General features: G+C 52.4%; 20 protein-coding genes and 3 pseudogenes. 18 read left to right on the forward strand and 5 right to left on the reverse strand.

The genetic code is table 11. From position 1 onward, the window contains the following. Positions 1-23: 23 nt before the first annotated feature. Positions 24-764 (forward strand): hypothetical protein, encoded by a 741-nt coding sequence (locus P6U16_RS00570; protein WP_277702217.1) that lies wholly within the window; start codon positions 24-26, stop codon positions 762-764. On the opposite strand, the gene dcm is transcribed toward P6U16_RS00570, so the two are convergent. Together dcm and P6U16_RS00580 are read right to left on the reverse strand one after the other, a co-directional pair. Further along, entirely contained in the window at positions 744-2909 is a 2166-nt protein-coding gene (gene dcm, locus P6U16_RS00575) for a DNA (cytosine-5-)-methyltransferase (protein WP_277702218.1), read from the reverse strand. The two genes, P6U16_RS00570 and dcm, sit on opposite strands and share 21 nt — an antisense overlap. Positions 2910-3030: 121 nt before the next feature. Continuing rightward, positions 3031-3597, reverse strand: a complete 567-nt coding sequence (locus P6U16_RS00580) for a type II toxin-antitoxin system VapC family toxin (RefSeq protein ID WP_277703950.1) — start codon at positions 3595-3597, stop codon at positions 3031-3033. A 194-nt stretch (positions 3598-3791) separates the two neighbouring features. Here P6U16_RS00580 and P6U16_RS00585 point away from each other — a divergent pair, with 194 nt between their 5' ends. The 5 genes from P6U16_RS00585 (at position 3792) to P6U16_RS00605 (ending at position 7807) form a co-directional block, all read left to right on the forward strand. Then, the gene (locus P6U16_RS00585) at positions 3792-3983 is read left to right on the forward strand and encodes a hypothetical protein (RefSeq protein ID WP_277702220.1); all 192 of its coding nucleotides are present in this window, start codon (positions 3792-3794) and stop codon (positions 3981-3983) included. 154 nt (positions 3984-4137) lie between these two features. After that, positions 4138-5472: a P-loop NTPase fold protein gene (locus P6U16_RS00590; RefSeq protein ID WP_277702222.1), complete on the forward strand. Its 1335-nt coding sequence runs from the start codon at positions 4138-4140 to the stop codon at positions 5470-5472. 170 nt (positions 5473-5642) lie between these two features. Next, entirely contained in the window at positions 5643-6182 is a 540-nt protein-coding gene (locus tag P6U16_RS00595) for a TetR family transcriptional regulator (RefSeq protein WP_277702223.1), read from the forward strand. A gap of 362 nt (positions 6183-6544) precedes the next feature. After that, the gene (locus tag P6U16_RS00600) at positions 6545-6955 is read left to right on the forward strand and encodes a hypothetical protein (protein WP_277702224.1); all 411 of its coding nucleotides are present in this window, start codon (positions 6545-6547) and stop codon (positions 6953-6955) included. Between the two features lie 366 nt (positions 6956-7321). Continuing rightward, a complete protein-coding gene (locus P6U16_RS00605) occupies positions 7322-7807 on the forward strand; it encodes a DUF4238 domain-containing protein (protein ID WP_277702225.1) in 486 nt (161 codons plus the stop codon). Positions 7808-8614: 807 nt separating this feature from the next. On the opposite strand, the gene P6U16_RS00610 is transcribed toward P6U16_RS00605, so the two are convergent. Together P6U16_RS00610 and P6U16_RS00615 are read right to left on the reverse strand one after the other, a co-directional pair. Next, on the reverse strand, positions 8615-9235 hold the full coding sequence (locus P6U16_RS00610; RefSeq protein ID WP_277702226.1) for a hypothetical protein: 621 nt from the start codon (positions 9233-9235) through the stop codon (positions 8615-8617). Positions 9236-9573: 338 nt separating this feature from the next. After that, positions 9574-10371: an Abi-alpha family protein gene (locus P6U16_RS00615; protein WP_277702227.1), complete on the reverse strand. Its 798-nt coding sequence runs from the start codon at positions 10369-10371 to the stop codon at positions 9574-9576. Between the two features lie 296 nt (positions 10372-10667). On the opposite strand from P6U16_RS00615, the gene P6U16_RS00620 reads away from it, so the two are divergent. From P6U16_RS00620 to P6U16_RS00675, 12 genes and pseudogenes are all read left to right on the forward strand, one after another. Beyond that, complete coding sequence (locus P6U16_RS00620) at positions 10668-10844, forward strand: helix-turn-helix domain-containing protein (protein WP_168324014.1); 177 nt, start codon at positions 10668-10670, stop codon at positions 10842-10844. 14 nt (positions 10845-10858) lie between these two features. Further along, complete coding sequence (locus tag P6U16_RS00625; protein WP_277702228.1) at positions 10859-12421, forward strand: type I restriction-modification system subunit M; 1563 nt, start codon at positions 10859-10861, stop codon at positions 12419-12421. Further along, on the forward strand, positions 12418-13626 hold the full coding sequence (locus tag P6U16_RS00630) for a restriction endonuclease subunit S (protein ID WP_277702229.1): 1209 nt from the start codon (positions 12418-12420) through the stop codon (positions 13624-13626). The genes P6U16_RS00625 and P6U16_RS00630 overlap by 4 nt, the downstream gene beginning before the upstream one ends. 55 nt (positions 13627-13681) lie before the next feature. Continuing rightward, positions 13682-14809: an AAA family ATPase gene (locus tag P6U16_RS00635; protein ID WP_277703951.1), complete on the forward strand. Its 1128-nt coding sequence runs from the start codon at positions 13682-13684 to the stop codon at positions 14807-14809. Then, a pseudogene (locus tag P6U16_RS00640) lies at positions 14802-15398 on the forward strand (type I restriction endonuclease); the annotation flags it as partial. The gene P6U16_RS00635 and the pseudogene P6U16_RS00640, both read left to right, overlap by 8 nt. 216 nt (positions 15399-15614) lie before the next feature. Further along, a pseudogene (locus tag P6U16_RS00645) lies at positions 15615-16363 on the forward strand (HsdR family type I site-specific deoxyribonuclease). A gap of 626 nt (positions 16364-16989) precedes the next feature. Then, positions 16990-17897 (forward strand): annotated as a pseudogene (locus tag P6U16_RS00650) (hypothetical protein). A gap of 592 nt (positions 17898-18489) precedes the next feature. After that, the gene (locus tag P6U16_RS00655; RefSeq protein WP_277702230.1) at positions 18490-18774 is read left to right on the forward strand and encodes a hypothetical protein; all 285 of its coding nucleotides are present in this window, start codon (positions 18490-18492) and stop codon (positions 18772-18774) included. Positions 18775-18776: 2 nt separating this feature from the next. Next, positions 18777-18953 carry a hypothetical protein gene (locus P6U16_RS00660; RefSeq protein WP_277702231.1) on the forward strand — a complete coding sequence of 59 codons (177 nt, stop codon included), beginning with the start codon at positions 18777-18779 and terminating at the stop codon, positions 18951-18953. A gap of 70 nt (positions 18954-19023) precedes the next feature. Next, positions 19024-19656: a hypothetical protein gene (locus tag P6U16_RS00665; RefSeq protein WP_277702232.1), complete on the forward strand. Its 633-nt coding sequence runs from the start codon at positions 19024-19026 to the stop codon at positions 19654-19656. After that, positions 19629-20915, forward strand: coding sequence for an AAA family ATPase (locus P6U16_RS00670; RefSeq protein WP_277702233.1), 1287 nt, complete (start codon positions 19629-19631; stop codon positions 20913-20915). The genes P6U16_RS00665 and P6U16_RS00670 overlap by 28 nt, the downstream gene beginning before the upstream one ends. A gap of 79 nt (positions 20916-20994) precedes the next feature. Beyond that, on the forward strand, positions 20995-21801 hold the full coding sequence (locus P6U16_RS00675) for a metallophosphoesterase (RefSeq protein ID WP_277702234.1): 807 nt from the start codon (positions 20995-20997) through the stop codon (positions 21799-21801). A gap of 717 nt (positions 21802-22518) precedes the next feature. Here the strand turns inward: P6U16_RS00675 and P6U16_RS00680 are convergent. Then, entirely contained in the window at positions 22519-23184 is a 666-nt protein-coding gene (locus P6U16_RS00680) for a hypothetical protein (protein ID WP_277702235.1), read from the reverse strand. Between the last annotated feature and the right edge of the window lie 85 nt (positions 23185-23269).

The raw sequence follows: 23269 nt of genomic DNA on the forward strand, positions 1-23269 counted from the left end.
CACTAATGTCGGAGAGCTTGAACATGGCCCAATTTCCTACTGATCTTAACGCTCGTATCAACATAAAACGTGAGGCAAACCTTCAGGCCTACATAGCGCCCAGGCTTGAGGAGCTGAGGGCACTTGATCCGGTCCTAAAAGAGTTGGGACTGGAGCCGGTGGTCAGAGAGGTCGACAAAAGGGTCGTCGTGTCGTTTGAGAACCCGTCTCGCGACCGCGCTAGCGTTATCACGTTGCACTTCGATGGAAAGGCCAAGACGAGGTCGGCGACAGCCTCGTGGGCAAAGTGCATAATGGACGTTGATTGGGCCGAAATTCTCACGGTGAGTGACAATGGATGGACATCCAATGCGTTCAACTATCCCGAGGTTCACGAACTGCGCGAATGGCCGCCGGAGTCAGTCATTCCGAGCCTCATCCAGTTCCTGCCCGAGAATCCTGTCGTGCAGAAGGGCGACGGACCCACACATACGCAGAACTTCGCGCTCGCGGTCCTTTACGAAGACTTGAAGGAGGTACTGAACAAAATTGGTGGTGGTCCGGTCCTCGCCGAACGCAGACAAGACGACGTCCATGGTACCGTCGAGATGCTCGTGTTCACGGACGCCGAAGGTCGTAAGTACCACCTTGAGTTTTTCAATGACGAGGAAGCGGTCTTGCGCGAGAACGGCGCGGTCCACTATGGAGGTTCTAGGGAAGATCGCGCGGAGTTAAAAGCCAGCATCCGCGCGATACAAGCAGGATCAGTCCCCGTACTCAAATAAGTAATCCGGCACGATCTCGGCTTCCAGTTTATACCGAGTTTGGGATGCTGCCTCGCGCCGTGGGTCGTCTGGATAGCGGGTACGGTTCAAACCTTTCCTCACGGCAGGCTTCAAGGCTTCGAGGTTGATCGGGGCTGACGCAGCAGCCGTAAGATCGACATGTTCACCAGAAATTACGCCGTGCAGCTGCTGACCAACGACGCGTGCTAAGACCGGAGGGAACGCGTTTGCCACGAGTGTTCTTTTAACAAGCAAAGATGCATTCGGTGAAAGTTGCCAGCCGGTTGGAAAGCCTTGCAAGCGCATCAGCAGCGAAATCGTTACCGGAGCGAGCCCATTGGGCGGTAACTCTCCTGGTCTGACGGGTTCGGGCAGCAAGCGTGAGTAATCAATGCCCACGCTTTCCCATCTTCCGGTGACTGCCTTGTTAGGGTTCACGCCGGTAACGGTCGGAGCAACTTTATCTCCATGCACGCCAAGCCACGCTTCTACCCATTCGTCATATTCGCGCTGGTCAGCGATAGGGAAACTGGCGTCTTGATGAGCGCGGCTCGCAGACCAGTAGGGGAATAAGATGTCTGTCACACTATTACGGAAGTTCGTGCGCAGGTCGCGAGAGGGCATCGGAACCGTCAGCTCCTTGACGCCCAGGTCGCTCGACAACCCGTAAATGATCATCCGCCGCCGCCGCTGGGCGACACCCCAGTCCGCCGCGTCAAGGACGTAGGTTCCGACGTTGTAGCCGTGCTCTTGAAGGCGCGAGATAATGTCCAGGAGATGCGGCGTGTGTTTGCTATCGAGCAAGCCCTCGACGTTCTCGAAGTAGAACGCTTTCGGCCGGACAGCTTTGACGATCTCAATGGCCTGCGGAAACTGGTTTCGCTTATCTGCGACACCTTCGCTGTTGCCTCCGGTCGAAAAGGGCTGGCATGGAACTCCGCCTGCAACCAGATCGATCTGATCCCGAAGCTTTGAAAGCTCACCTGTTACGATAGGATGATCGAGACGCTTCCTTCTTACCGTCCAATCGGGGCGGTTCGCCATCAGTGTGAGCGTCGCGTGCATGTCATTATCAACGAGGATCGATGGTCGGAACCCGGCGGCACTCAGGCCAATCGCTTCGCCGCCGATACCTGCGCAAAGTTCAACAGACTTCAACGTTTTCACTGGACGCATGCGTAAGCGGCCCGGGAGATCAAGCCCTACGGCAGCCGCTTCAAATTCAGATTGCGACGCGGATTTGATACTCGGCTCGGGCGCGGGTTTCAAACCGGCCAACTGCCTCAACAATTCCTCTCCATCGGTTCTGCAGGGGCGGCAATCGGACATGAGATCGTACAGGCCGTGATAGGTATTAGCGATCCAGGCGGCGTAGGGATCATCAACTCCGAGTGTGAGCGCTTCGGCTCCGGTCGGGTGCGGCCCGGGGAACAATATTTCGAATTTCTCGCGTAGCGCACGTGACAGATCAACCAGAGTCTCGACGTCGCGTGCCCATTCCGGCGTCTCAACGTAGAAGTAGTCAAACTCTACTTGATCCATGTCCGCAATGGCCGCGTGACGAACGGCTGCTGCTCTCCGCTCGTCTAACAGTGCCCGCGCCGCATTTCGGATGTCGTACAGAAGGTGAGCACTTTGTTGACTCGCTCTCTTCCTCAAGTACAGCTGACCCTCATTGTACCAGTCGTGGCTGTCTGGCGTCGTTAAGGCGAGCTGGGCTCGACGGATAGCCTGAACCTTGTACGGGCTCATGACCTCGCCGCTGGAAATGCGAGTTACCGCTTCGGCCCGAACCTCGTCAGTGGTCGCGACCAATGCTCTAATCGCTTCCGGTGCTACCCGCCCGAGCCTGATTACTTGTTCATCTTTGCGCAGGCGGTCGGGATAGAAGCGAACTGTGCGTGCGTCCGCTTTTGATAGACCACAGTCTTCCATCAGCCAGATATGCGTACGCTTGGCATCGATACCAGTGTTCTCTCGAAGGTCCTCGGTCGCGCTAACGATTGCGAGCATGGCATCTGTAATACGTTTGCGTGCTCTGAGTATGGATGCTCTAGCGACCTTGAAATGGTCGATCTGATTTTCGGAGACGCAATTTTCATCCTCCGCACGCACTTCGACCACATCTGCAGATTCCTGAAGCATATGCCAAACCCCAACCATCCCGATCTGGCAAACTCCTTAGCGCACCAAGGATTTTTCAGCTGATAAACGAACTGATAAATTTTTATCGAATTGAAAGAATTCCTTGCTGGAGGAATCTGAATTACCCGCCATTGGGCGGAGGCGACAGGAAATTAGGTCCGTCTTGCTCGTCTGCCAAGCTTGGCTCGATCCCGAAATCGATAGGCTCCATCTGTGCGTGCCATATCCCGCTTTTCGGGTCGTAGATGCCAGGAAGAGGGTGGATTGCATTGATAAGAAGAAAGTCTCGGACATTGAAGGTGGCTATCGCCGCTCGGTATACCAAGGCAGTTGCCGCAATATAGAGGTCTTGTCCGAAACTCGGGTCTTTAGCGTCGGCGCGAGGTACGTGAAGGTTTTTCAGAGACGGTTCGGCAGAGAGCGTTCCGCACACTTCGATGATTTCCAAGGACGGCAAGATGATCGGTATTTCACCGTTCGTCAGCTCCTTGTACCAGGCGCTCAATCGGACCGCCTTGATCGGATTGCGAGCGCAAAGCTCCGTAATCCCTTTTTGTATTTCCAGAAGGGCAGCGCCTGGTAAAAATATGTTTGGCGCGGTCCGTATAAATTCGACGACGACCGGATGGGGGCTTGTCTTGCTCGTTTCGCTTATAACATCAGTGTCTAATATAAAAGCCAATTTCATCTTCAACCTCTATCCATGCGAGGTCTGATTTTTGTCCCTGTCGAGGGATACTGTCTGAAAGATTAATTAACATACGATGAATGTAAACGGGTGGTTTCATCGTCGTGTGTGGTGTTGCGCATACACCAACCCTTCGCCCCTCCTTTGCGTCGTCAAACTCGTTGCAAGAAGTTCTGGGGCGGTGATAGGTTCTGATGATGGGTGCCAAGGACTCAATTACGATCCAGCCTGGCGACAAGGAACTCTTACAGTTCCTTGAACGCGTCCGTGCGCTCGGATCGGCCGTCATCGAGACAGGAAATATTCGCTATTTCGTCACGGTCCGGACCGACGTGGTCAGCGACAAGGGGCGAGAGTTCCTGGCACGTGGTGGACCCGCTGATTAAGTCAAGAAACCCGTTCCAAATCGCTGCATAATGCTTTCGGTAGCGCCGTCCGCACGCGCGCAAGTGGAAAACCTCAGCCTTCGTTGTCACTAATCTTGAGTTCGCTGGCCAATAACACCAGTCTCTGCCGCGACGAAACACTCGGTATATAAAAATGCGACTCCATCCGCTGCAAAACGACGTTGCTCTCTACGAGGAGGGCTTCGGTGAATCTGATCTCCTGGAAAGGAGGGCTGCCGGGCAGAGAATGTCAGAACTACTGGAGAGGGTTGAAGACCCTATCGTCCTGGCAGTTGATGGGCCTTGGGGAAGTGGAAAGTCGTATTTTCTGAAGCGTTGGGTTGGGGCGCACACGGTCGAAAACGGTGGCACCGCCACTACCGTTTACTTTGACGCGTTTGCTAATGACTATCTGGATGATCCATTGATCGGCCTGACCGGTGCGATAGGTGATCGGCTTCCAGCAGGACAACCGCGAAGAAGCTGGAAGAAAGCGAAAAAGGTCGTCGCAACGGTGGCTCGTCCGGCTTTGAGAATTGCCGCTGCTTTTGCCACAGCAGGCGTGACTGAAGTAGCGGGTCCCGTGATTGATGCGGCTGTAGAGGCCGCCGGGAAGGAGGCTCAGGACGCAGCTGAAGCGTTCTGGAAGCGCGAAGACGGCCGTCGTGCTGCGATGCTGCAGTTTCGTGCTGCTCTCAGCGAGATAAACAAGGACGGGAAACCTCTAATCATCGTTGTCGATGAGTTAGACCGTTGCCGACCAGATTACGCGCTCTCGGTTCTTGAAGTGATCAAGCATTTCTTCGCCGTTGATCGGGTTCATTTCGTTCTGGGCGTAAATCTTGAGGCGCTGGAGCAGATTGTCCGTGTTCGATATGGAACGGGTATCAACGCCGGTGATTACCTTAAGCGCTTCGTATCGCTGTCGCTGTCTCTCCCCCAACATGTCGGTGACGATCTTTCGGCCCACGCTTCAATCCGCTACTTCAGAGCCACGGCGAAAGAAATGGGCATCGAGCCCAAGATGTTAGAGGTTGCTGGTGATCTGCTCAGTATGACCCTCAAGGGTACGCAAATCTCGCTCCGAGACATCGAAAAGGTTCTGACGCGCCTGGTACTATTGCCGCAACGGAAGGAATTCCATCGAATCTATTCCGGATATCAAACCCTCATCATCTCACTCGTCTTATGGCAGGTGCTAAAGCCTGACCTTTTTCGCCGCGCAATGAAGCGCGCCTTGACGGTTGCCGAGATTGAAGAGTTTTTCGGCATGACCGAGGATATGCTGAAACGGGAATCAGAAACGTACAATCATGACGCATACTTCTTACGCGGCGTTTGGCAATTGGTGCTGACCGGTGCCGTCGACGTTGAAGAAGACAAAGCCCACTTTGCGAAAACTTTGGATAACTTCGGTCGAATTGGGCGGGTAATGGAAACGCTAGAGCGTAACTATTTCGGCCTGTTTGAAATTTCAGAGCCCGATTAATGGAAAAGGGGTTCACCGCAGCCCGGGAGCTTTTCTCAGCGCCAAGGCGCGTCCCGAATATCATCGGTCGGCGGCAACTCACATAATCGTCGTGTTTTAGATACGAGATTGCACGACCTAGATACGGCCATATGATGAAGAGGCAATAGGTGTAAATGGCAAGACCACGCGTGATTGATCGTGACCGTCTTCTAGATGTGGCTGAGAAGTGCGTTGGCGAAAACGGTGCGATTTCCTTGACATTCGGCTCGCTTGCAGCCGCTGCCGGTCTATCGAAAGGTACCGTTCAGACGATCTTTGTGACACGCGACAATCTTCTTGAGGCGTTGCTCACACGTTGGATGGATCGAGAGAAAGTCAGGTTCGAGGATGAGAAGGCCGGTGTCGATACGGCCGAGGCTCACGTTCTGGCACACCTTAAAACGACCGAACAAGAAGACGTTGAAATTGGGCGAACGGTTCTGACCATGCTCGCAGCAATCGCAGAGAATGGTCGGACTAGCCATGTTATGAAAGATTGGTATCAGGATCGCCTACGTGACCTTGAAGCCGATACGCCCGATGCCCGGCGTCAGCGCATCGCGTATCTCGCTGCCGAGGGCGCGTTCCTAGTACGCAATGTGATTGGCTTGAAAATTGAGAAAGACCGCTGGGAGGAAATATTCCGAGACCTGCGGGACTTGGCAAGGAGTTGGCCTGTGATCGACTGATCCTGGCACCTTCAGCCTTCAGAAGCTTTTTCAGGAGAACGCTTATGTTCGCCCAAAAGCAGCCTTCATCCGACGTTTTCGATCCCGTCGAAGCATCCCTAGCTTATCATGATGGTAATGTCTGAGCGACGATTGCGACCGTCTTGGCCCACTGCGGGCATCTGAGGCAGTAGTTGGTGATCGCTACAGGCTGCATCAGCAAAGAAACCGATGTCCAGCTCCCACGCTCAAGTTCGCGTTGACTGCAAGCCCGAGACGGAGTGGAGTCGGATTTTTCGCAATTCGGTTGCCCTGCCGCAACCTTGACGACATTCGATGAGCAGGTTTACGCATTTCGAGAAATTCTTCGAGGAGAAGCAATCATGATCATCGCCTTGATAAACTGGCGCGTACAACCTGCTCAGGTAGGTGCATTCCTGGATAAGTGGAAGACCGGATTGAAACTGGAGGGCGCTCGCGGCCTCGTGGCTGAATTCCTAAGTCGAGTGGAAGATGACAGCTTCCACGAAGGGGTGACTTGGACCATCGAGCCGGACGATCAAGATGATCGGACAACCTGGGTTTCCCAGAGTTATGTTTCGTATGTAAATGTGGGAATCTGGGAAACCGTCGACGACTTCATGAACGCCGTGGGCAAATATATGACAAAAGGGCGCGTCATAAAGGAGGTCTTCGAGGCTGCCCCAAGAAGGCGAGCCATCCTCACACCAGAGCACTGGCGAATTGGAGTGTCTAGACTACCGTCAGCAACAAGCCCGGGTGTGTTGGAATAGCGGGTGACCCCTGGATGTTCGCCGGGTTCTCCGCCAGAGTCCAATTGGTTTTTGGCTCGGGGCGAATGGTCATTTAGTAGTTCGGAGATCGTTGCTGCCAACTGATGGCCGTCATCCACCACCGTCGGCGGTCCAATCGAATGTGCCTCCAATCTTTCCACTCCTGTCCCTCAAGCCATGGGTGTGAAACTATCCTGATTCGCGCACGGGTGTTAGATGGAGCTTGTTTCAGTCTCAAATGCTAGATGACATGACCGCAGGAAACCCTCCCGTTAAGATTGCTTCCCGCAGCGGCATTCTTGACAAAGATCTGCTCCGAAGCGGCATACTGTTGGATGCTGTTTAAACATGACCAGGAGGGGCATCTTGAACGATGTAAAACGGCAGCACTACGTACCTCGATTTTTGCTTAGACGCTTTTCAGGCACCGACGAAATGCTAAGCGTTTTCGCCCGAAGACAGGGACATGTTTTTCGCTCCGCGCCCGAAGGGGTTGCGGTTCAGCGATACTACAACGCGGCAAAGTTGGTATCCGGCGAAATCGACACTCAGACTATCGAAAAGAAGCTCGGCACTATTGAAGCGGCTGGCTCCGTCGTGGTGGAACTGATGGTATCTGGTAAAGCTCCAACGCCTCAGCAGCGTGCGGATTTTTCACTTTACTTGACGACCCAGGATTTCAGGTCTCTCCGCAAGCGGCAGGAATTCGCAGATATGCTCCTCGGCATCGAGCAACACGATTTTCCTTCAGACATGATTGCGTCCGTCGAAAATTACACTCGGGAAATAAACAAGGCCTCGGGAGCGGCAAAAACGGTCGATGCGAGGAAGTTCTCCGAGAATGGGGGCTGAAACTTGGGGAAGATGGCAGCGTCTACGTGGGCTTCGAAGAGACCGTTCGAGCGTTGAACGCCGCCGAGCACTTCGCCCCATTGGTCGCCCAGATGGATTGGTCCATCATCCGTGCGCCTCAGGGTGAGGAGTTTATCATCTCCGATAGCCCGGTCCAGCTGTATGAAGATACTCGCAATCTGCCCAAACACACAGGCCCCGGATATTGGCGACAAGACACACGTATTGCGTTGCCGCTGGCTCGTGGAGCCTGCTTTGTAGCCACGCGTCCGTCCGCAGACCGTGCAATAAACTGGCGTCCACGTTTCACTGTAATCGAAGGGAAGGGGATTGATGTTCGGTTCTACAATAACCTCCAGGTGAACGGGTGCTTTAAGCAGGTTTATGCATCGGCAAACCTCGCATGGTTGGCAGCGAAGACCGCTGCTTTGCCTGAGGCCAAAAGCCGACTGAGCTTCATGCCAGTAGACGCAACCGGTAAGCCAGTCTCGGTCGGAATGAAGAGGTAAGGTTGGGCCTGTCTTGCCGCTACCCCATGAGACCGCCTTCGTCCTACCACTCCGGCAGCGGAGTGCTGTCGCAACGCCCGCTGTCTGAGCCAGCCCATCAAGGGCAAAACCACTTTCTTCGGGCCAGCGCCTGTGCGCAGCGGAGCTTCATATTGCTCTGCCAGCCATGGTCGAAGACATGCTCGACGGCTTGGCCGGTTTATTAGATCGTCGCCTCGCGACCTGATACCGGACCGATAAGCCCAAGACGCCCGGTCCGATCTTGATCAGCAGAACACGACTCTTCTCCAGTTCCGAATTATGGGCGGAGGGTTCGAACCACTTCGCTCAGTAGAACATCTAGGCTTTGTCGAAAATCGACCTGTGTGACGGTCGGAAGTGCTTCTCGTCGACGGATGTGTGTGTGGAGCACACCGTCGGCAATGTGACGAAGCCCAGTCTGAATATGTTCGAATGAGCCCTTAATTGATCGTGACGAAGCTTGACTGGCAACCTGCAAAAAATTGGCGTGGCCGAATATTGGCGGAACGTGATCCACGATAGCCCTCGAAAGCATCGCAACCGATATCAGGTTACCGGCTCCCCAGGCACTGTTGATCTCTTCGCACATTCTAACGAGACGTGTAAGGTCGAACTGACTGCCCGAAACTGCGCGTAATTCAGCCATCCGGGCGCTGTCGACGAACTCGCCATTTTGCTGCCGGGATATTTGGGGCGGCTCGGACTCGGGCACCCGATCCCAGGCTGCTTTGGTCAGTCGATAGCAATCATCAGAAACCAATTGGATCAGCCCGGAATTTGCTGCCTCATCTATGAGATCGCCAGCACTATCTTCTGAGGCGGCTCCCATTATAGCGCAAACGTCCATCGGCGAGAATTCCAAGGCGGCAAGATGGTCTTCACCCACCTGTTCTGCCATCCAGCGCAGAAGGTTTTCAATCTGCTGATTTGGCGAGGGAGCTTCTGTGCCACCATTTTTTCAACTAGAGCTGTATCGATCTCCAGCCAAGCTCCCTCGGCCGTATGCGTGCGAATAAAGTGACTGACTTTAGCCACGATGAGGTCGATGACGGTCCCGCTTGGTTGAGTGCGGCCCTTCAAGACGGCGACTGCGCTGCCTGTTATATGGAATGGTCCGCAGCGGTCGCAGAGATATTGGCGGACATCCCCATTACTGCCGATCTCGGCTGCACTTCCGCATACAACGCAAGGTTCCATCATTTTCTCTCACCCGTTGGCACGATATCCTGTCTGAAATCATCGAGATGATAGGTCAGACGTCGAATGGGCACTCGAAACGTCCTTCGCGCAGGCCTTAAGGAAAAGGCGGCCGAAATTGGTGACCTTCATTGAAAAGACCGTCAGGTCACTGTCATCGCGAACCTTCAGCTCCAGCTCGCGGTAGTGCCTTGCCAGTTCATTGTGATATTCAATCAGTCCGAGGTGTTGAAGATGCTCCTGGTAAACCGGGAAGAGTTCCGGCTGGCTTAAAGCCTCGTATCGGAAGGTTTCATCCTCGATTTCTTGCCTCAACTCGGCCGACAGCTCGCATTTATCGAGCCGAGATTTTCTCCATTCCGGATTTGGATAAACCTTCTTCCCAACGGGGGACATGATCACAGTCTCATCTCGGCTTGCAAAATCGTGGAGGAAAATCAACTCGTCAGGAGCCATCTGAGTGATGACACTGAAGAACGCGGGGTGTGCCTCTCCAACACGCTCACGATCCATGGCCCTTGAGAGCAGCTGGATGTACAGCTCCGTAATCGGATCATGTTCTGATTGGAAACGCAGCTTTTCAACGATTGGATAAGCCAAAGACTCGACGGGTTCGATCCGGCGTACTTCCGGCACCTGCCGAATGGAGCGGTCGATGTATCGTTCGAGGCGGTCCTGCAAAGCACTCGTCAGCTGAAAGGGGAAAAGCAGCAATCGGATAGTCTTGGCAACATCTGTGCCGAATTTATCGATTTGCTCGACGGTCCTGGGCGTCACTGCTGCTGCAGCTTGCGCCGCAGCTACAGTCGAAGCAACAACTACATGCGGGTCTGTCATCCTGATCCTCGGAAATTCGCTAGTTGCATATTGCAGTGGCGACCAACCTTTTCAATGTCGATCTGCAAATTCTCTTAGTCATCGAAATTGATCACTCGACGAGGACCGCGCTGGCGCTCAGCCATCCAAGGCCCTACAGTTCTGGCATTTTTTGATGGCCAGTGGACAAACAGTCTCAGGAAAACGGCAGGAAAACCTCACACTGGACCGCTTGGCCGCGTCCCCCACATATAGCTTGCGCTATCCCCATCTTCCATTATTTTCCTCACAGTTCCCCTATTTGGATTCGGGCTGCGATGTCGGACGATGAGATTCTTACGATCAAAGAGTTGGCCAGCTATTTAAAAATTGCTGAGAAGACAGCTTATCGCTTTGTGTCGGAGGGCCGTATTCCAGGGTTCAAGGTTGGCGGGTCTTGGCGTTTTCGCAGATCAGAAATTAAACGTTGGATCGCTGAGCAAGAGCAGAAATAAAAGGAAAAGAAAGCATGACGAGCGCCGAACAACGTGCCGAGCTACAACGCCGAATTTGGCAGATCGCTAACGAGGTGCGCGGCGCGGTCGATGGCTGGGACTTTAAGCAATATGTGCTTGGCACCCTTTTCTATCGTTTCATCAGTGAGAATTTCGCCAGCTATATCGAGGCCGACGATGAAAGCATCAATTATGCGGAGCTGCCAGACAGCGTGATCACGCCTGAAATCAAGGACGATGCGGTCAAGACAAAGGGGTATTTCATCTACCCCAGCCAACTGTTTTCCAATGTTGCGAAAAACGTCAAAGACAATGAGAACCTGAATACAGACCTGAAAAAGATTTTTGACGGAATTGAGGGGTCCGCAAGCGGCTACCCTTCAGAGGCTGACATCAAGGGCTTGTTTGCCGATTTTGACACGACCAGCAACCGCCTCGGCAACACAGTGAAAGACAAAAATTCTCGATTGGCAGCTGTTATCAAGGGCGTTGCGGAGCTGAAATTCGGCGAATTTCATGGCGACCAAATCGACCTGTTTGGTGATGCCTACGAATTCCTAATTTCGAACTACGCAGCCACTGCTGGAAAGTCTGGTGGAGAGTTTTTCACTCCGCAGCATGTTTCAAAGCTGATTGCACGGCTTGCGATGCACAAGCAAACGAGCGTGAACAAGATTTACGACCCGGCATGTGGTTCAGGCTCCCTGCTACTGCAAGCAAAGAAGCACTTTGACGCGCACATTGTTGAGGAAGGTTTCTTCGGCCAGGAAATCAACCACACGACCTATAACCTGGCCCGAATGAACATGTTCCTTCACAATATCAACTACGACAAGTTTGATATTCAGCTAGGCAACACTCTGATCGAGCCGCATTTCGGCGACGAAAAACCATTCGATGCTATCGTTTCCAACCCTCCTTATTCGGTCAAATGGATAGGCTCTGACGACCCGACGCTGATCAACGATGATCGCTTTGCTCCGGCAGGTGTACTTGCCCCAAAATCTAAGGCAGATTTTGCCTTCGTGCTGCATGCGCTTAATTATCTATCTGCCAAGGGTCGTGCGGCGATTGTGTGCTTTCCTGGTATTTTTTACAGAGGCGGAGCTGAACAGAAAATCCGGCAATATCTTATCGACAATAACTTTGTTGAGAGCGTGATTTCACTGGCTCCAAACTTGTTTTACGGCACTACCATTGCCGTCAATATTCTGGTTCTCTCCAAGCACAAGACTGACACCAAAACCCAATTTATTGATGCGAGTGGCCTGTTCAAGAAAGGAACGAACAACAACTCGCTGACCGACGATGAGAATGCCGCCAATCCCGGTCACATTCAACAGATCATGCGGGCCTTCGATAGCAAGGGCGATATTGCACATTTCGCGCAGTCGGTTGCCTATGACGACATCGTCGCCAAAGACTACAATCTCGCTGTCAGCGCCTATGTGGACACCAAAGACAATCGTGAGATTGTAAACATAGAAGAATTAAATGCAGAGTTAGAAAATACGATAGAAAAAATCGCCAAATTGCGTGCGGAGATTGACGCCATCGTTGCGGAGCTTGAGGCATGAGCGGCCTGGATTACTTAATTAAGCTACTAGATGGTGCTGAAGTTGAATGGAAACCGTTGGCTGATGTGACCATGTCAACGAGCAACATTAGATGGCGGGATACAGAACGCACATACCGCTACATCGACCTGACATCTGTCAGCATTGAAACAAAGTGCATCACACAGACAACAGAAATAGATGCCAAGAATGCACCTAGTCGAGCGCAAAAGCTTGTGGAACAGGATGACGTGATCTTTGCTACCACACGCCCATCACAACAAAGATATTGTCTTATCGACGAGGAGTATGCAGGCGAGGTTGCAAGCACAGGTTATTGTGTTCTTAGGGCGAAGAAGGGAGAGGTCTTACCAAAATGGATTTTGCATTGCATTTCCTCTAGCGAGTTCAAGAGCTACGTTGAAGAAAGGCAAAGTGGCGCTGCTTATCCGGCGATCTCTGATGCCATTGTGAAGGCCTTCTCAATCCCCATTCCATGCCCCGAAAGTCCGGAGAAATCGCTGGCGATTCAGGCAGACATCGTGCAGATCTTGGACACGTTCACAGCAATTACCGCAGAACTTACCGCAGCACTTACCGCAGAACTTTCGGCTCGGAAGAAGCAATACAACTACTATCGCGACCATCTTTTGAATTTTGATGAAGTTGACGTGGAGTGGAAGAGTTTGGGTAGTATCTGCAATTTCGTTTCGTCTGGAACGAATAAGAAGAGGTCTGCTGAAGGCAATTACCCGGTTTTCGGATCAACAGGCGTGATCGCCCAAACAGACTCCTATGCCCACGAGGGAAAACAAATACTCGTTGCCAGAGTTGGAGCAAATGCTGGATATGTCCACATTGCGGATGGAAAATATGATGTTTCGGACAACACAATCATCGTCAACGTGAAAGAAGATTACAGTTTAAAGTTCCTCTTCTATATCCTCACGGAAATGAACCTAAGGCAATACGCAAAGGGCGGAGGGCAACCGCTCATTACTTCAGGAGAGCTGAAGAAACTTAGAATCCCAATTCCTCATGCTGCGAGTCTCAAGAGATCGATTGCCGAACAAACCCGCATCGCCGACATCCTCGAAAAATTCGACACCCTGACTACGTCGATCAGCGAAGGCCTACCACGCGAAATTGAGCTGCGGCAGAAGCAGTATGTATATTATCGCGATTTGATGTTGAGGTTCCCGAAGCCAGAGGGGATGGCCGCATAGCGATGGGAAAAAACTCGACGAAATCGCGGAGGAATTGAGAAACGCCAACAAGAAGGTGCAGTTGATCTATGCCTTTAATGGCACGGGGAAGACACGACTTTCACGGGAATTCAAGAACCTGATTGCGCGAAAGAACGGCGATGCGGAAGATGAAGCGTTGGAGGAGCCAACCCGTACCAAAATCCTCTACTACAACGCTTTTACTGAGGACCTGTTTTATTGGGACAATGACCTCGCGCTCGATGCAGAACCCAAAATGATGATTCAGCCAAACGCTTTCACCGACTGGATTTTAAAAGATCAAGGGCAAGATCAAAACGTCATCGCCAGTTTTCAGCGATACGCCGACAACAAACTGACGCCGACCTTCAACGAAGAATACAACATCAAAGTCAAGGGCGGAAAAGACATCGTCATAAAAGCGTTTTCAGAAGTGAAATTCTCTTTTGAACGCGGGACCGATGAGCTTTCAGAATCCTTGAAAATCTCAAAAGGTGAAGAAAGTAATTTTATCTGGAGTATTTTTTCGACGCTGCTAGATCAGGTGATCAATATTCTCAATGTCCCCGAACCTGGAGAGCGCGAAACCGATCAATTCAATAAACTCGAATATGTGTTCATCGATGATCCGGTCAGCTCTCTAGACGAGAACCACCTAATCGAGCTGGCGGTTAATCTGGCAGACGTGATCAAATCCAGCCAGTCTGATCTGAAGTTTATCATCACCACGCACAGCCCGCTTTTTTACAACGTGCTTTTCAATGAGGTGAAGAATAAGGCCTGCTACCTGCTGGAACGACTTGAAGACGGAAGTTTTGAGCTGACAAAAAAGGATGGCGATTCCAACAAGAGCTTTTCCTACCACCTATATTTAAAGCACACGCTTGAGCAGGCGATTGCCGCCAATCGGGTGGAGAAATATCACTTCACCCTGCTACGAAACCTCTACGAAAAGACGGCAAACTTCTTAGGTTATGCGCAATGGACCGACCTTCTGGACACGGCCCCCGGTGATAAGGAAGGATATTTAAAGCGCATTATCACTTTCAACAGCCATCGCACCCTTTCCAGTGAAGAGGTGGCAGAACCGACCGAACCCGAAAAACAAATCGTTAAGCTCTTGCTCGACAACTTAACCAAAAATTATGGCTACTGGGCGAAGCAGGAAGTGCAGAATGGTTGAGCAGACCACACCACTCGCAGAATCGAAGCATTTTATCGTTCTGGATAAATACGTCAGGGAATGGGAAGCTCGCGATAGCTATCAGAGCGAAGGCGATTTGGAGCGTGAGCTTGTCCAGGATTTGCAAGCTCAGGGCTACGAGCTAGCAAAGCTCAACACGCCTGAATCCCTCTTGGCAAACGTCCGCCAGCAATTGCAAACCTTGAACAGTGTGAGCTTTGAAGATGGGGAATGGGTGCGTTTCTTAGAAACCTATCTGGACAGGCCTAGCGACACCGCTACAGACAAAACCCGCAAAATTCACGACGACTACATCCACGATTTCGTCTTTGATGACGGCCATATCCAAAACATCTACCTGCTCGACAAGAAGACCATTGCTCGCAACAAAGTGCAGGTGATCAAGCAATTTGCGCAAACCGGCACACACGCCAATCGTTACGATGTGACGATTTTGGTGAACGGGTTGCCACTGGTGCAGATTGAGCTGAAAAAGCGTGGCGTTGCCATTCGCGAAGCCTTCAACCAGTTACACCGCTACAGCAAGGAGAGCTTCAACAGCGAGCAATCACTTTTCAAATACGTTCAGCTTTTCGTTATATCGAACGGCACCGACACCCGCTATTTTGCGAACACTACACGCCGCGATAAAAACAGCTTCGACTTCACCATGAACTGGGCGAAGGCCGATAACGGGCTGATTAGAGACCTGAAGGACTTTACAGCCACAATCTTCCAAAAAGATACGTTGCTGAAAGTGCTACTGCGTTATTCCGTCTTCGATGTAAGCGATACGCTATTGGTGATGCGACCCTACCAAATTGCCGCTACCGAGCGCATTCTGTGGAAGATCAAGAGTTCACATGAAGCCAAAAATTGGAGCAAGCCGGACAGCGGCGGCTATATTTGGCACACGACCGGGTCTGGCAAAACACTCACCAGCTTCAAGGCCGCACGTCTGGCAACCGAACTTGATTTCATCGAAAAGGTCTTTTTGTCGTGGACAGAAAAGACCTCGATTATCAGACCATGAAGGAATATCAGCGCTTTTCACCGGATAGCGTGAATGGTTCTGACAGCACCGCCGGATTAAAGCGTAATCTTGATAAAGGCGACAACAAGATTATCGTCACGACAATCCAGAAGCTCAACAACCTGATGAAGAGCGAAGGCGACCTACCCGTCTATGACAAAGAAGTGGTTTTCATTTTTGATGAATGCCACCGGAGTCAATTCGGGGAAGCGCAGAAGAACTTGAAAAGGAAATTTAAGCGCTTTTATCAGTTTGGCTTCACGGGAACGCCAATCTTCCCTCAGAATGCTTTGGGTGCTGAAACAACGGCGAGTGTTTTCGGCCGTGAGCTTCACTCCTATGTCATCACCGACGCCATCCGGGACGAAAAAGTGCTGAAATTCAAGGTGGACTATAATGATGTCCGCCCACAATTTAAGGCAATTGAATCTGAGCAGGATGAAAAAAGCTCAATGCAGCGGAAAACAAGAAGGCCCTGCTGCACCCGGATCGTATCCGGGAAATATCGCAATACGTGTTAGACAATTTTCGCCAGAAAACCCATCGTCTGCAAGGTGGCAACAGGGGCTTCAATGCCATGTTTGCAGTGAGCAGCGTGAACGCGGCTAAGCTATTTTACGAGGCCCTGAATAAGCTCCAGGCGGACAGTGAAAAGCCTTTAAAAATTGCAACGATATTCTCGTTCGCCGCCAACGAAGAACAGGACGCAGTTGGCGACATCCAGGATGAAAGCTTTGATGTGTCGGCCATGAATACGAGCGCCAAGGAATTCTTGAGCGCAGCGATTGCCGACTACAACACCTTTTTCAAGACCAATTTCAGCGTGGATAGCAACAGCTTCCAGAACTATTACCGCGACCTGGCAAAGCGCGTTAAAGCCAAGGAAGTCGACTTGCTGATCGTCGTCGGCATGTTCTTAACCGGCTTCGATGCTCCTACCCTTAACACCCTATTCGTCGACAAGAACCTTCGCTACCACGGCCTTATACAGGCCTATTCGCGGACCAACCGAATATACGACGCCACCAAAACCTTCGGCAACATTGTTACCTTCCGTGATCTGGAAGAGGCAACCGTGAATGCCATCACGCTGTTTGGAGACAAAAACACCAAAAACGTTGTCCTAGAAAAGAGCTACAAGGAATACATGGAAGGCTTCACCGATCTCGTTACCGGTGATGCGCGACGCGGTTTTGTGGACGTGGTGACAGAGCTGGAACAGCGCTTCCCAAACCCTGATGAGATTGTCAAAGAGAGTGACAAAAAATACTTCTCCAAGCTGTTCGGCGAATATTTACGCGTCGAAAATGTGCTGCAAAATTACGATGAATTTGTAAGCTTGAAAGCCTTGCAGGATATCGACATAAATGATGCTGACGCCGTGGAAGCCTTCAAAGCTGAGCATCATTTAAGTGATCAAGATTTCGCTGCATTGAGTGCAATCAAGATTCCAGCAGAACGAAAAATCCAGGATTACCGGTCAACCTACAACGACATCCGCGATTGGTTGCGCCGAGAAAAAGCGGTCAACGAAATAGATACATCCACAGTCGATTGGGACGACGTGGTGTTTGAGGTGGACCTACTCAAGTCCCAAGAGATTAATCTCGACTACATTCTAGAACAGATTTTCGAAAACAATAAGAAGGTGAAGGACAAGGCCGCCCTTGTTGAGGATGTGCGGCGCATGATCCGTGCCAGCATAGGCAACCGGGCAAAAGAAAGCCTGTTGGTCGATTTCATTAATCAGACTGATCTTGATAAGATTGGCGATAAGGCCACTGTCATTGATGCCTTTTTTCCTTTGCCCAGGCAGAGCAGCGACGGGAGGCGGAAGAGCTGATATCCACTGAAAATCTGAATGTCGATGCCGCAAAGCGCTACATCGCCACGTCTGTCAGACTCGAATTTGCGACCGACAACGGCACGGAACTAAACGCAATATTGCCGAAGATGAGCCCACTTAACCCTCAGTATCTGAGAAAGAAACAAAGCGTCTTCCAGAAGATTGCGATGTTTGTTGAAAAGTTTAAGGGTGTCGGGGGGCAGATTTAGAGTCGGTCCGGAAAATTATTCATTTTGAACAGAGCCTTCGCAGCATGAGGCGGATAACCGGCCGCATTTTTCCTAATCCAGTGCAAGGCTTGCAGCAGCGCAAGCAATTCAATAGTGCCGCTATCGCCGCCTGTAAATCTGGGCCTTGGAATACCCTGAAAGCGCCCCTTTCGCAGAAGCTGACGCCGCTAGAGGCGGCATCGGAGAGCATGCAAGGGGAACTGGTTGAGAAGACCCTTTCCCCTTCTGCGGAACGATAACAGATATGAATGATGCTGGGGGCTGCCTCCCGTCAGGTTCTCCACAGTCGTCTCCCCGCAAAAAAACAGTTGACGCCTTCGATGAAGTTCTCTATTTGTTCCGGTCATGAAGAATGCAGCCCTGCGCCTAATACGAATATCTCGCTGATCCGCCGCCTCGCTGGAGGCTGTGACTAACCGCGTGTATTCGAGTTGTGCAGATGAGTATTCAATCGTTATCCCTTAACGGGACGCCGCGTACGTCGGCAAACATTCCTTCTCAGCTTAAATTCAGTCGATGTGTGGGCCGGTTTACCGTCAGGGACCTGCTGGCTCGCGATGTTGCGTGCTTGATGGATTTCGATGACGTCGTTTCAAGCTGGAACTGCCGGTCTCTGCAGTTTCACCATGGTTCTGATACGTATTCTCCCGATTTCGTCGCCGAACGGCCATATGACGTCCTGGTGATCGATGCCGTTGGGCAGCGACGCCCACCTCCATGGGTTTCCGAAGCCGTCACCAGAGAAGGCTTCACCTACCGGACGATGTCGCGCGGAGACGTCGATCCGATCCGTCTGAAAAATTGCAAAGACTTGCTTCAATGCTCTGGCGGTGAGGTGAGTTTGGGGATCGGGTAAGATTGCTGTCCGTTCTGGATCAGCAATCGTCCTTAACCCTAGCTGAGAGCCTCACCGTATTCCAGGAAACCAAACCGATACGCGGCCTGGCAAATATGGCCGTCGAGCGTTTCATTGAGATCGATCTCGATACTGCGCTCATCGGACCCGAGACCGTTGTTCGCCGCTATCGCGGCTAAGCCTATCACACACATTCCCTGTTCAAAGTTCGCGCCTCAGGCTGCGAGGAGGATAACTGTGCCTAAATCAATGGAACATCTGAAAACGCCGCAGGACGCCGCGTTGTACTGCACGCTTAGACGTGCCCTCAGGAAGGCTCCTGATTTTATTGGAGGCTCTGACTGCGTAGTTTTGCTGAACGTGCCGTCAGATCGATCTGGCGAGGACTACGATGCATGCGCCGCAAGCCTCTTGCTTCAGCTGTCCGCTGATCGGGACGATATGGCCTACGTGATGATCGCAGCTGCCGATAAGCCAAGGACCATTATCAAGAGGCTGGAAGGCGACTGCAGCCGAAAGAGACGGCTTCTCATTTTCAGGGAACAGGGCGCTGAAGTCCCAATCCAGGTCATGCTGGGTGTCGATATCGAAGTCGACATTCCGTCGATTTCGACGATGGACTTTCGGATTGGTTGCCGGATCGCCTATCAGATCGACGTCACTCCCTCCGAAGCGGAAGCCGCGATGTCTTATCCGTTGCCGCACGTTTGGGCTGCCTTACGGCGCGGTCGTCCAATCAGGAATGCGCTGGCGCGATTGGCAGAAGCGCCCGACCTCGGTGTCAAACAATCCGGGGACAAGAGGGAAGGCCTTCCGCCGTTGCAGGACATGTACGGCTACGGAGCAGCAAAGGAATGGGGCTTGAGCTTGCCCAGGACCTGATCGATTGGCAGCGCGGCAAGATCGATTGGTCGGAAGTCGACACTGGGATTGTTCTGTCGGGACCGCCAGGCGTCGGAAAAACGCAATTTGCTGCCGCCCTTGCCCGGCAATGCAACGTTCCGATCATTGCGGCATCTTTGGCCAGATGGCAGGCAAGAGGTCACCTTGGTGACTTATTGAGGGCCATGAGAAGTGACTTTGACAAGGCGAAGGAAAGTGCACCCTGCATTCTGTTCTGCGACGAATTGGACAGTTTTGGCGACCGCAATTCCTTCTCGGCAGACAACAAAGACTACAGCACGCAGGTGGTGAATGGTTTTCTCGAACATCTGGACGGGCTCGACGGACGTGAAGGCGTAGTTGTAATCGGGGCGACAAACGACGTCAGCCGCATTGATCCGGCAATTCTACGGCCAGGTCGACTGGATCGACACGTGGCTATTCCACTGCCGACTGCATCAGATCGGATCGCAATTCTGCAACAAATGCTCGGCCAGAAATTTCCGAAAAAGCATTACAACAGCCTGACTGTTGCGACGAGTGGCTTCTCAGGAGCCGACCTTGCAAAGGTGGCTCGTGACGCAAAGCGACAGGCCCGGCGTGCCAAGCGTAAAGTAACTCCTGACGATATTGTCAGTGCTTTGCCGGAACTTGTGCCGATCACGGGTGAACTTCGGCGAGCGCTTGCCGTGCATGAGGCGGGCCACACCGTTGTTGCCACGACCCTCAAGCACGGCCGATTTCATGGTGCCATGATTATCGATTTCACTCGAAACGACAACCAAACTGTACAGGGTGGTGGCGTTTACTACGAACTTCCGAACGTGGCGTACCGGACGACGCAAACCTATAGAAACCAGATTGCGGTCCTACTTGCCGGGATGGCCTCTGAGGAAGTGTGCTTGGGCGCTGTCAGTGACGGCTCCGGAGCTGGAGAGCATTCTGATCTCGCGCAGGCGACGCGGATTGCGACGTTGTTGCAGACTAGGATGGGAATGGGCAACCGCCTTCGCCACAGCCTGGCGAAGAATGATGCGGAACTTGAAAAGGTTCGATCCCAAGATGCAAGCGTTTCCCGTTGGGTTGATGACGTCCTCCAATCCGAGTTTGAACGGGCAAAGCACGTCATCCGCACTTACCAGAAACTTGTCGACCGGATTGCCGACGAATTGGTGGCCAAGGGCAAAGTGACAGCCGATCAGGTTACGGAGATGGCGACCAAACTTGGGCTCCAGCCGCCCATAGCAACGGTTGCCTGAAACTTTTGGTCATCACCGCCAACGGTGCTCTGGCACCTCACACCACAGCTCTTCCGATATTTTGAAAAGGTCACCACCTATGAAAGCATGGGTCATCAGTGACATGCACGTCACGCATGCCGATATGACAGCCGAAATTGACATCCCACAAGCCGACATCTGTGTCTGCGCGGGCGATATTTCTGGCTTCCTTGAACTCGGCCTCGAATTCCTGAAGCGGTGGATTGCTCCAACAATGCCGGTCGTCGTCGTACTCGGGAATCACGACTATTACGGTAACACTATCAATGGTGCCCTATCGGCCGCACGCGAAGACATGAACGACGGCAACATCCGTATACTGGAAAACGAAACGCTCGAAATCGATCATGTCAGGATCATCGGTGCGACGCTCTGGACCGACTATGAGGTTCCTTGGGGCGTAGATAACGAGTTGCCGCTTGCTGACCGAATCGAGGCCGCTGTGTATTTCTGCCGACGGAGCATGCTTGATTTCCGCGAAATCTTTGGCTCTCCTCCGTTTCGTGAGGGAATGCCCAGGCTCATCACGAGCCAAGAGATCATCGCCAGACATTCAGAGAGCAAGGCGTTCATCTCTGCGGAAATGGCAAAATCCTGGCCTGGCAAGACCGTCATTCTAACGCACCATGCGCCGTCTCCACGATCACTGATCGAGCAGTACAAAGGTGATCCTACCAACGCTGCTTTTGCCAGCGATCTCACTGACGTCATGCGAGCTGGGCGACCGGATATCTGGATTCACGGCCATATCCATCAATTCCACGATTACGTCGAAGGACAAACGAGGGTGATCTGCAACCCGCTCGGCTATCGGCACGAACGAGGCAAAACCGGGTATCGCCCCGGCTTTGTGATCGAGCTTTAAACCTTAACGCATGGGGCTGTACGTCTTTACGACCGCCAGCTCTCTGAACGGGTCCATTGTACGCTGCAGGAGCAATATTAGCGGGCTATGGCGATTCTCATGGAGCAGAGGTTGCTCCTCGATGAGGTGACGACCGGGCTGATTGCGGCGGGATCGCTGACGCCTGACAGATTGCGGGAGCTGATCGATAAGGATGTAGCAGGGAATGAGGGAGCAGCTGAGCCTCAGGAAAGGTTAACTTCGTAGACCGATCCGCCCGTAATGACCCGGCAGGCCAATTCCATCGCAGGCCAACGGCATGCGCTTGACTGACAGTTGAGTTGCCATGACCATTTTGTAAGTGGCTTCTGGAGATACCAATGCAACCTTCTATCACCGATGGCGAGTCTAGCGCGTGGACGAACACAGAAATGTTGTTTGCGACGGACGCGGAAGCAGAATTTGAGGCCGCTGTACTCCGGTTGAAGACGCATCTGTTCGGGTGGGGTGCTCCTTCTCAGACATAGAGGATGAGGCCGTTCGGGAAATAGCGGCGATCATGGGAGAGCACTGGCGTCGCCTGAAAAAATCGGACGCCTGATCACCATTGGTGATGGTTTAGGTCCTCAGATTGCGTGCGTCGTTATCCGGGGTGTCCTCTTTCATCGTATGAGCAGAAGAAGCACAGGGCAGATTAGAGCCCGCCCTGGCTTAGTTCATTCTCTGCGACGAACCAGTTCACGGTCTCGGGCTGTCCGGCGTGTCGCCTTCGACAGCTCCTGGCAAGCCGAACTCCAGCCGCGCGTTTGCAAAGTCTAGATCAAGCACGTCCAGCAACCTCTCGCCGAATGCTGCCGTCTCCTTGGTCGCGTCAGACCACTTAAAGAGACGCCCATCCTGTAAAGACAGCACAGCAAAATCGTCTGGTCGGCCCTCGACTGGATGGCGGCTGGCTACCATGCAGAGTGAGGCATTTACCAGGCCAGCGCTCAATGCTTGACGCGTGTTCCAGAGGTGGACCGCTGTGCGACGGCCGTTCAACTCGATAAGGAAGTTCGGCGTAAACTCGACCTTGAAAAATCCCTTGGGACTACCGAACAGGAAGCTATCGCAAGCGGAGAGGTCGCCGAGGTTCTTTTCTCTCCAATCAGAAAACTGACGGAGGCCTTTGATGGCCGACTCGCGTTCGGCCGCTTTGCCGATCTCAGCCGTCGAAGCTAACGCATCCTGAAAACTGAGATTTTCGAAAGCGATTCGCTGAACGCGTTGGCGGAGGCTTTTGTGAAAATCATAACCGCCGGTGCTGGGGCGAAACCTGTCACGGACGAGGCGTTTCTGCGGCTTGGGATTGGCGTTGATCAATTTTAGAAATGCGGAAAATCCGAACTTGGGCACTTGGCTCATTTTGCTGAATTCCTGTTGTCTACTGATCTGATTTAGCTCCCGCGATCCCTGAACTGCTTGTTGTTTTGTTGGTTTTTCCGGGCAG

The organism is Rhizobium sp. 32-5/1, assembly GCF_029537235.1.
Lineage (GTDB): Bacteria > Pseudomonadota > Alphaproteobacteria > Rhizobiales > Rhizobiaceae > Pararhizobium.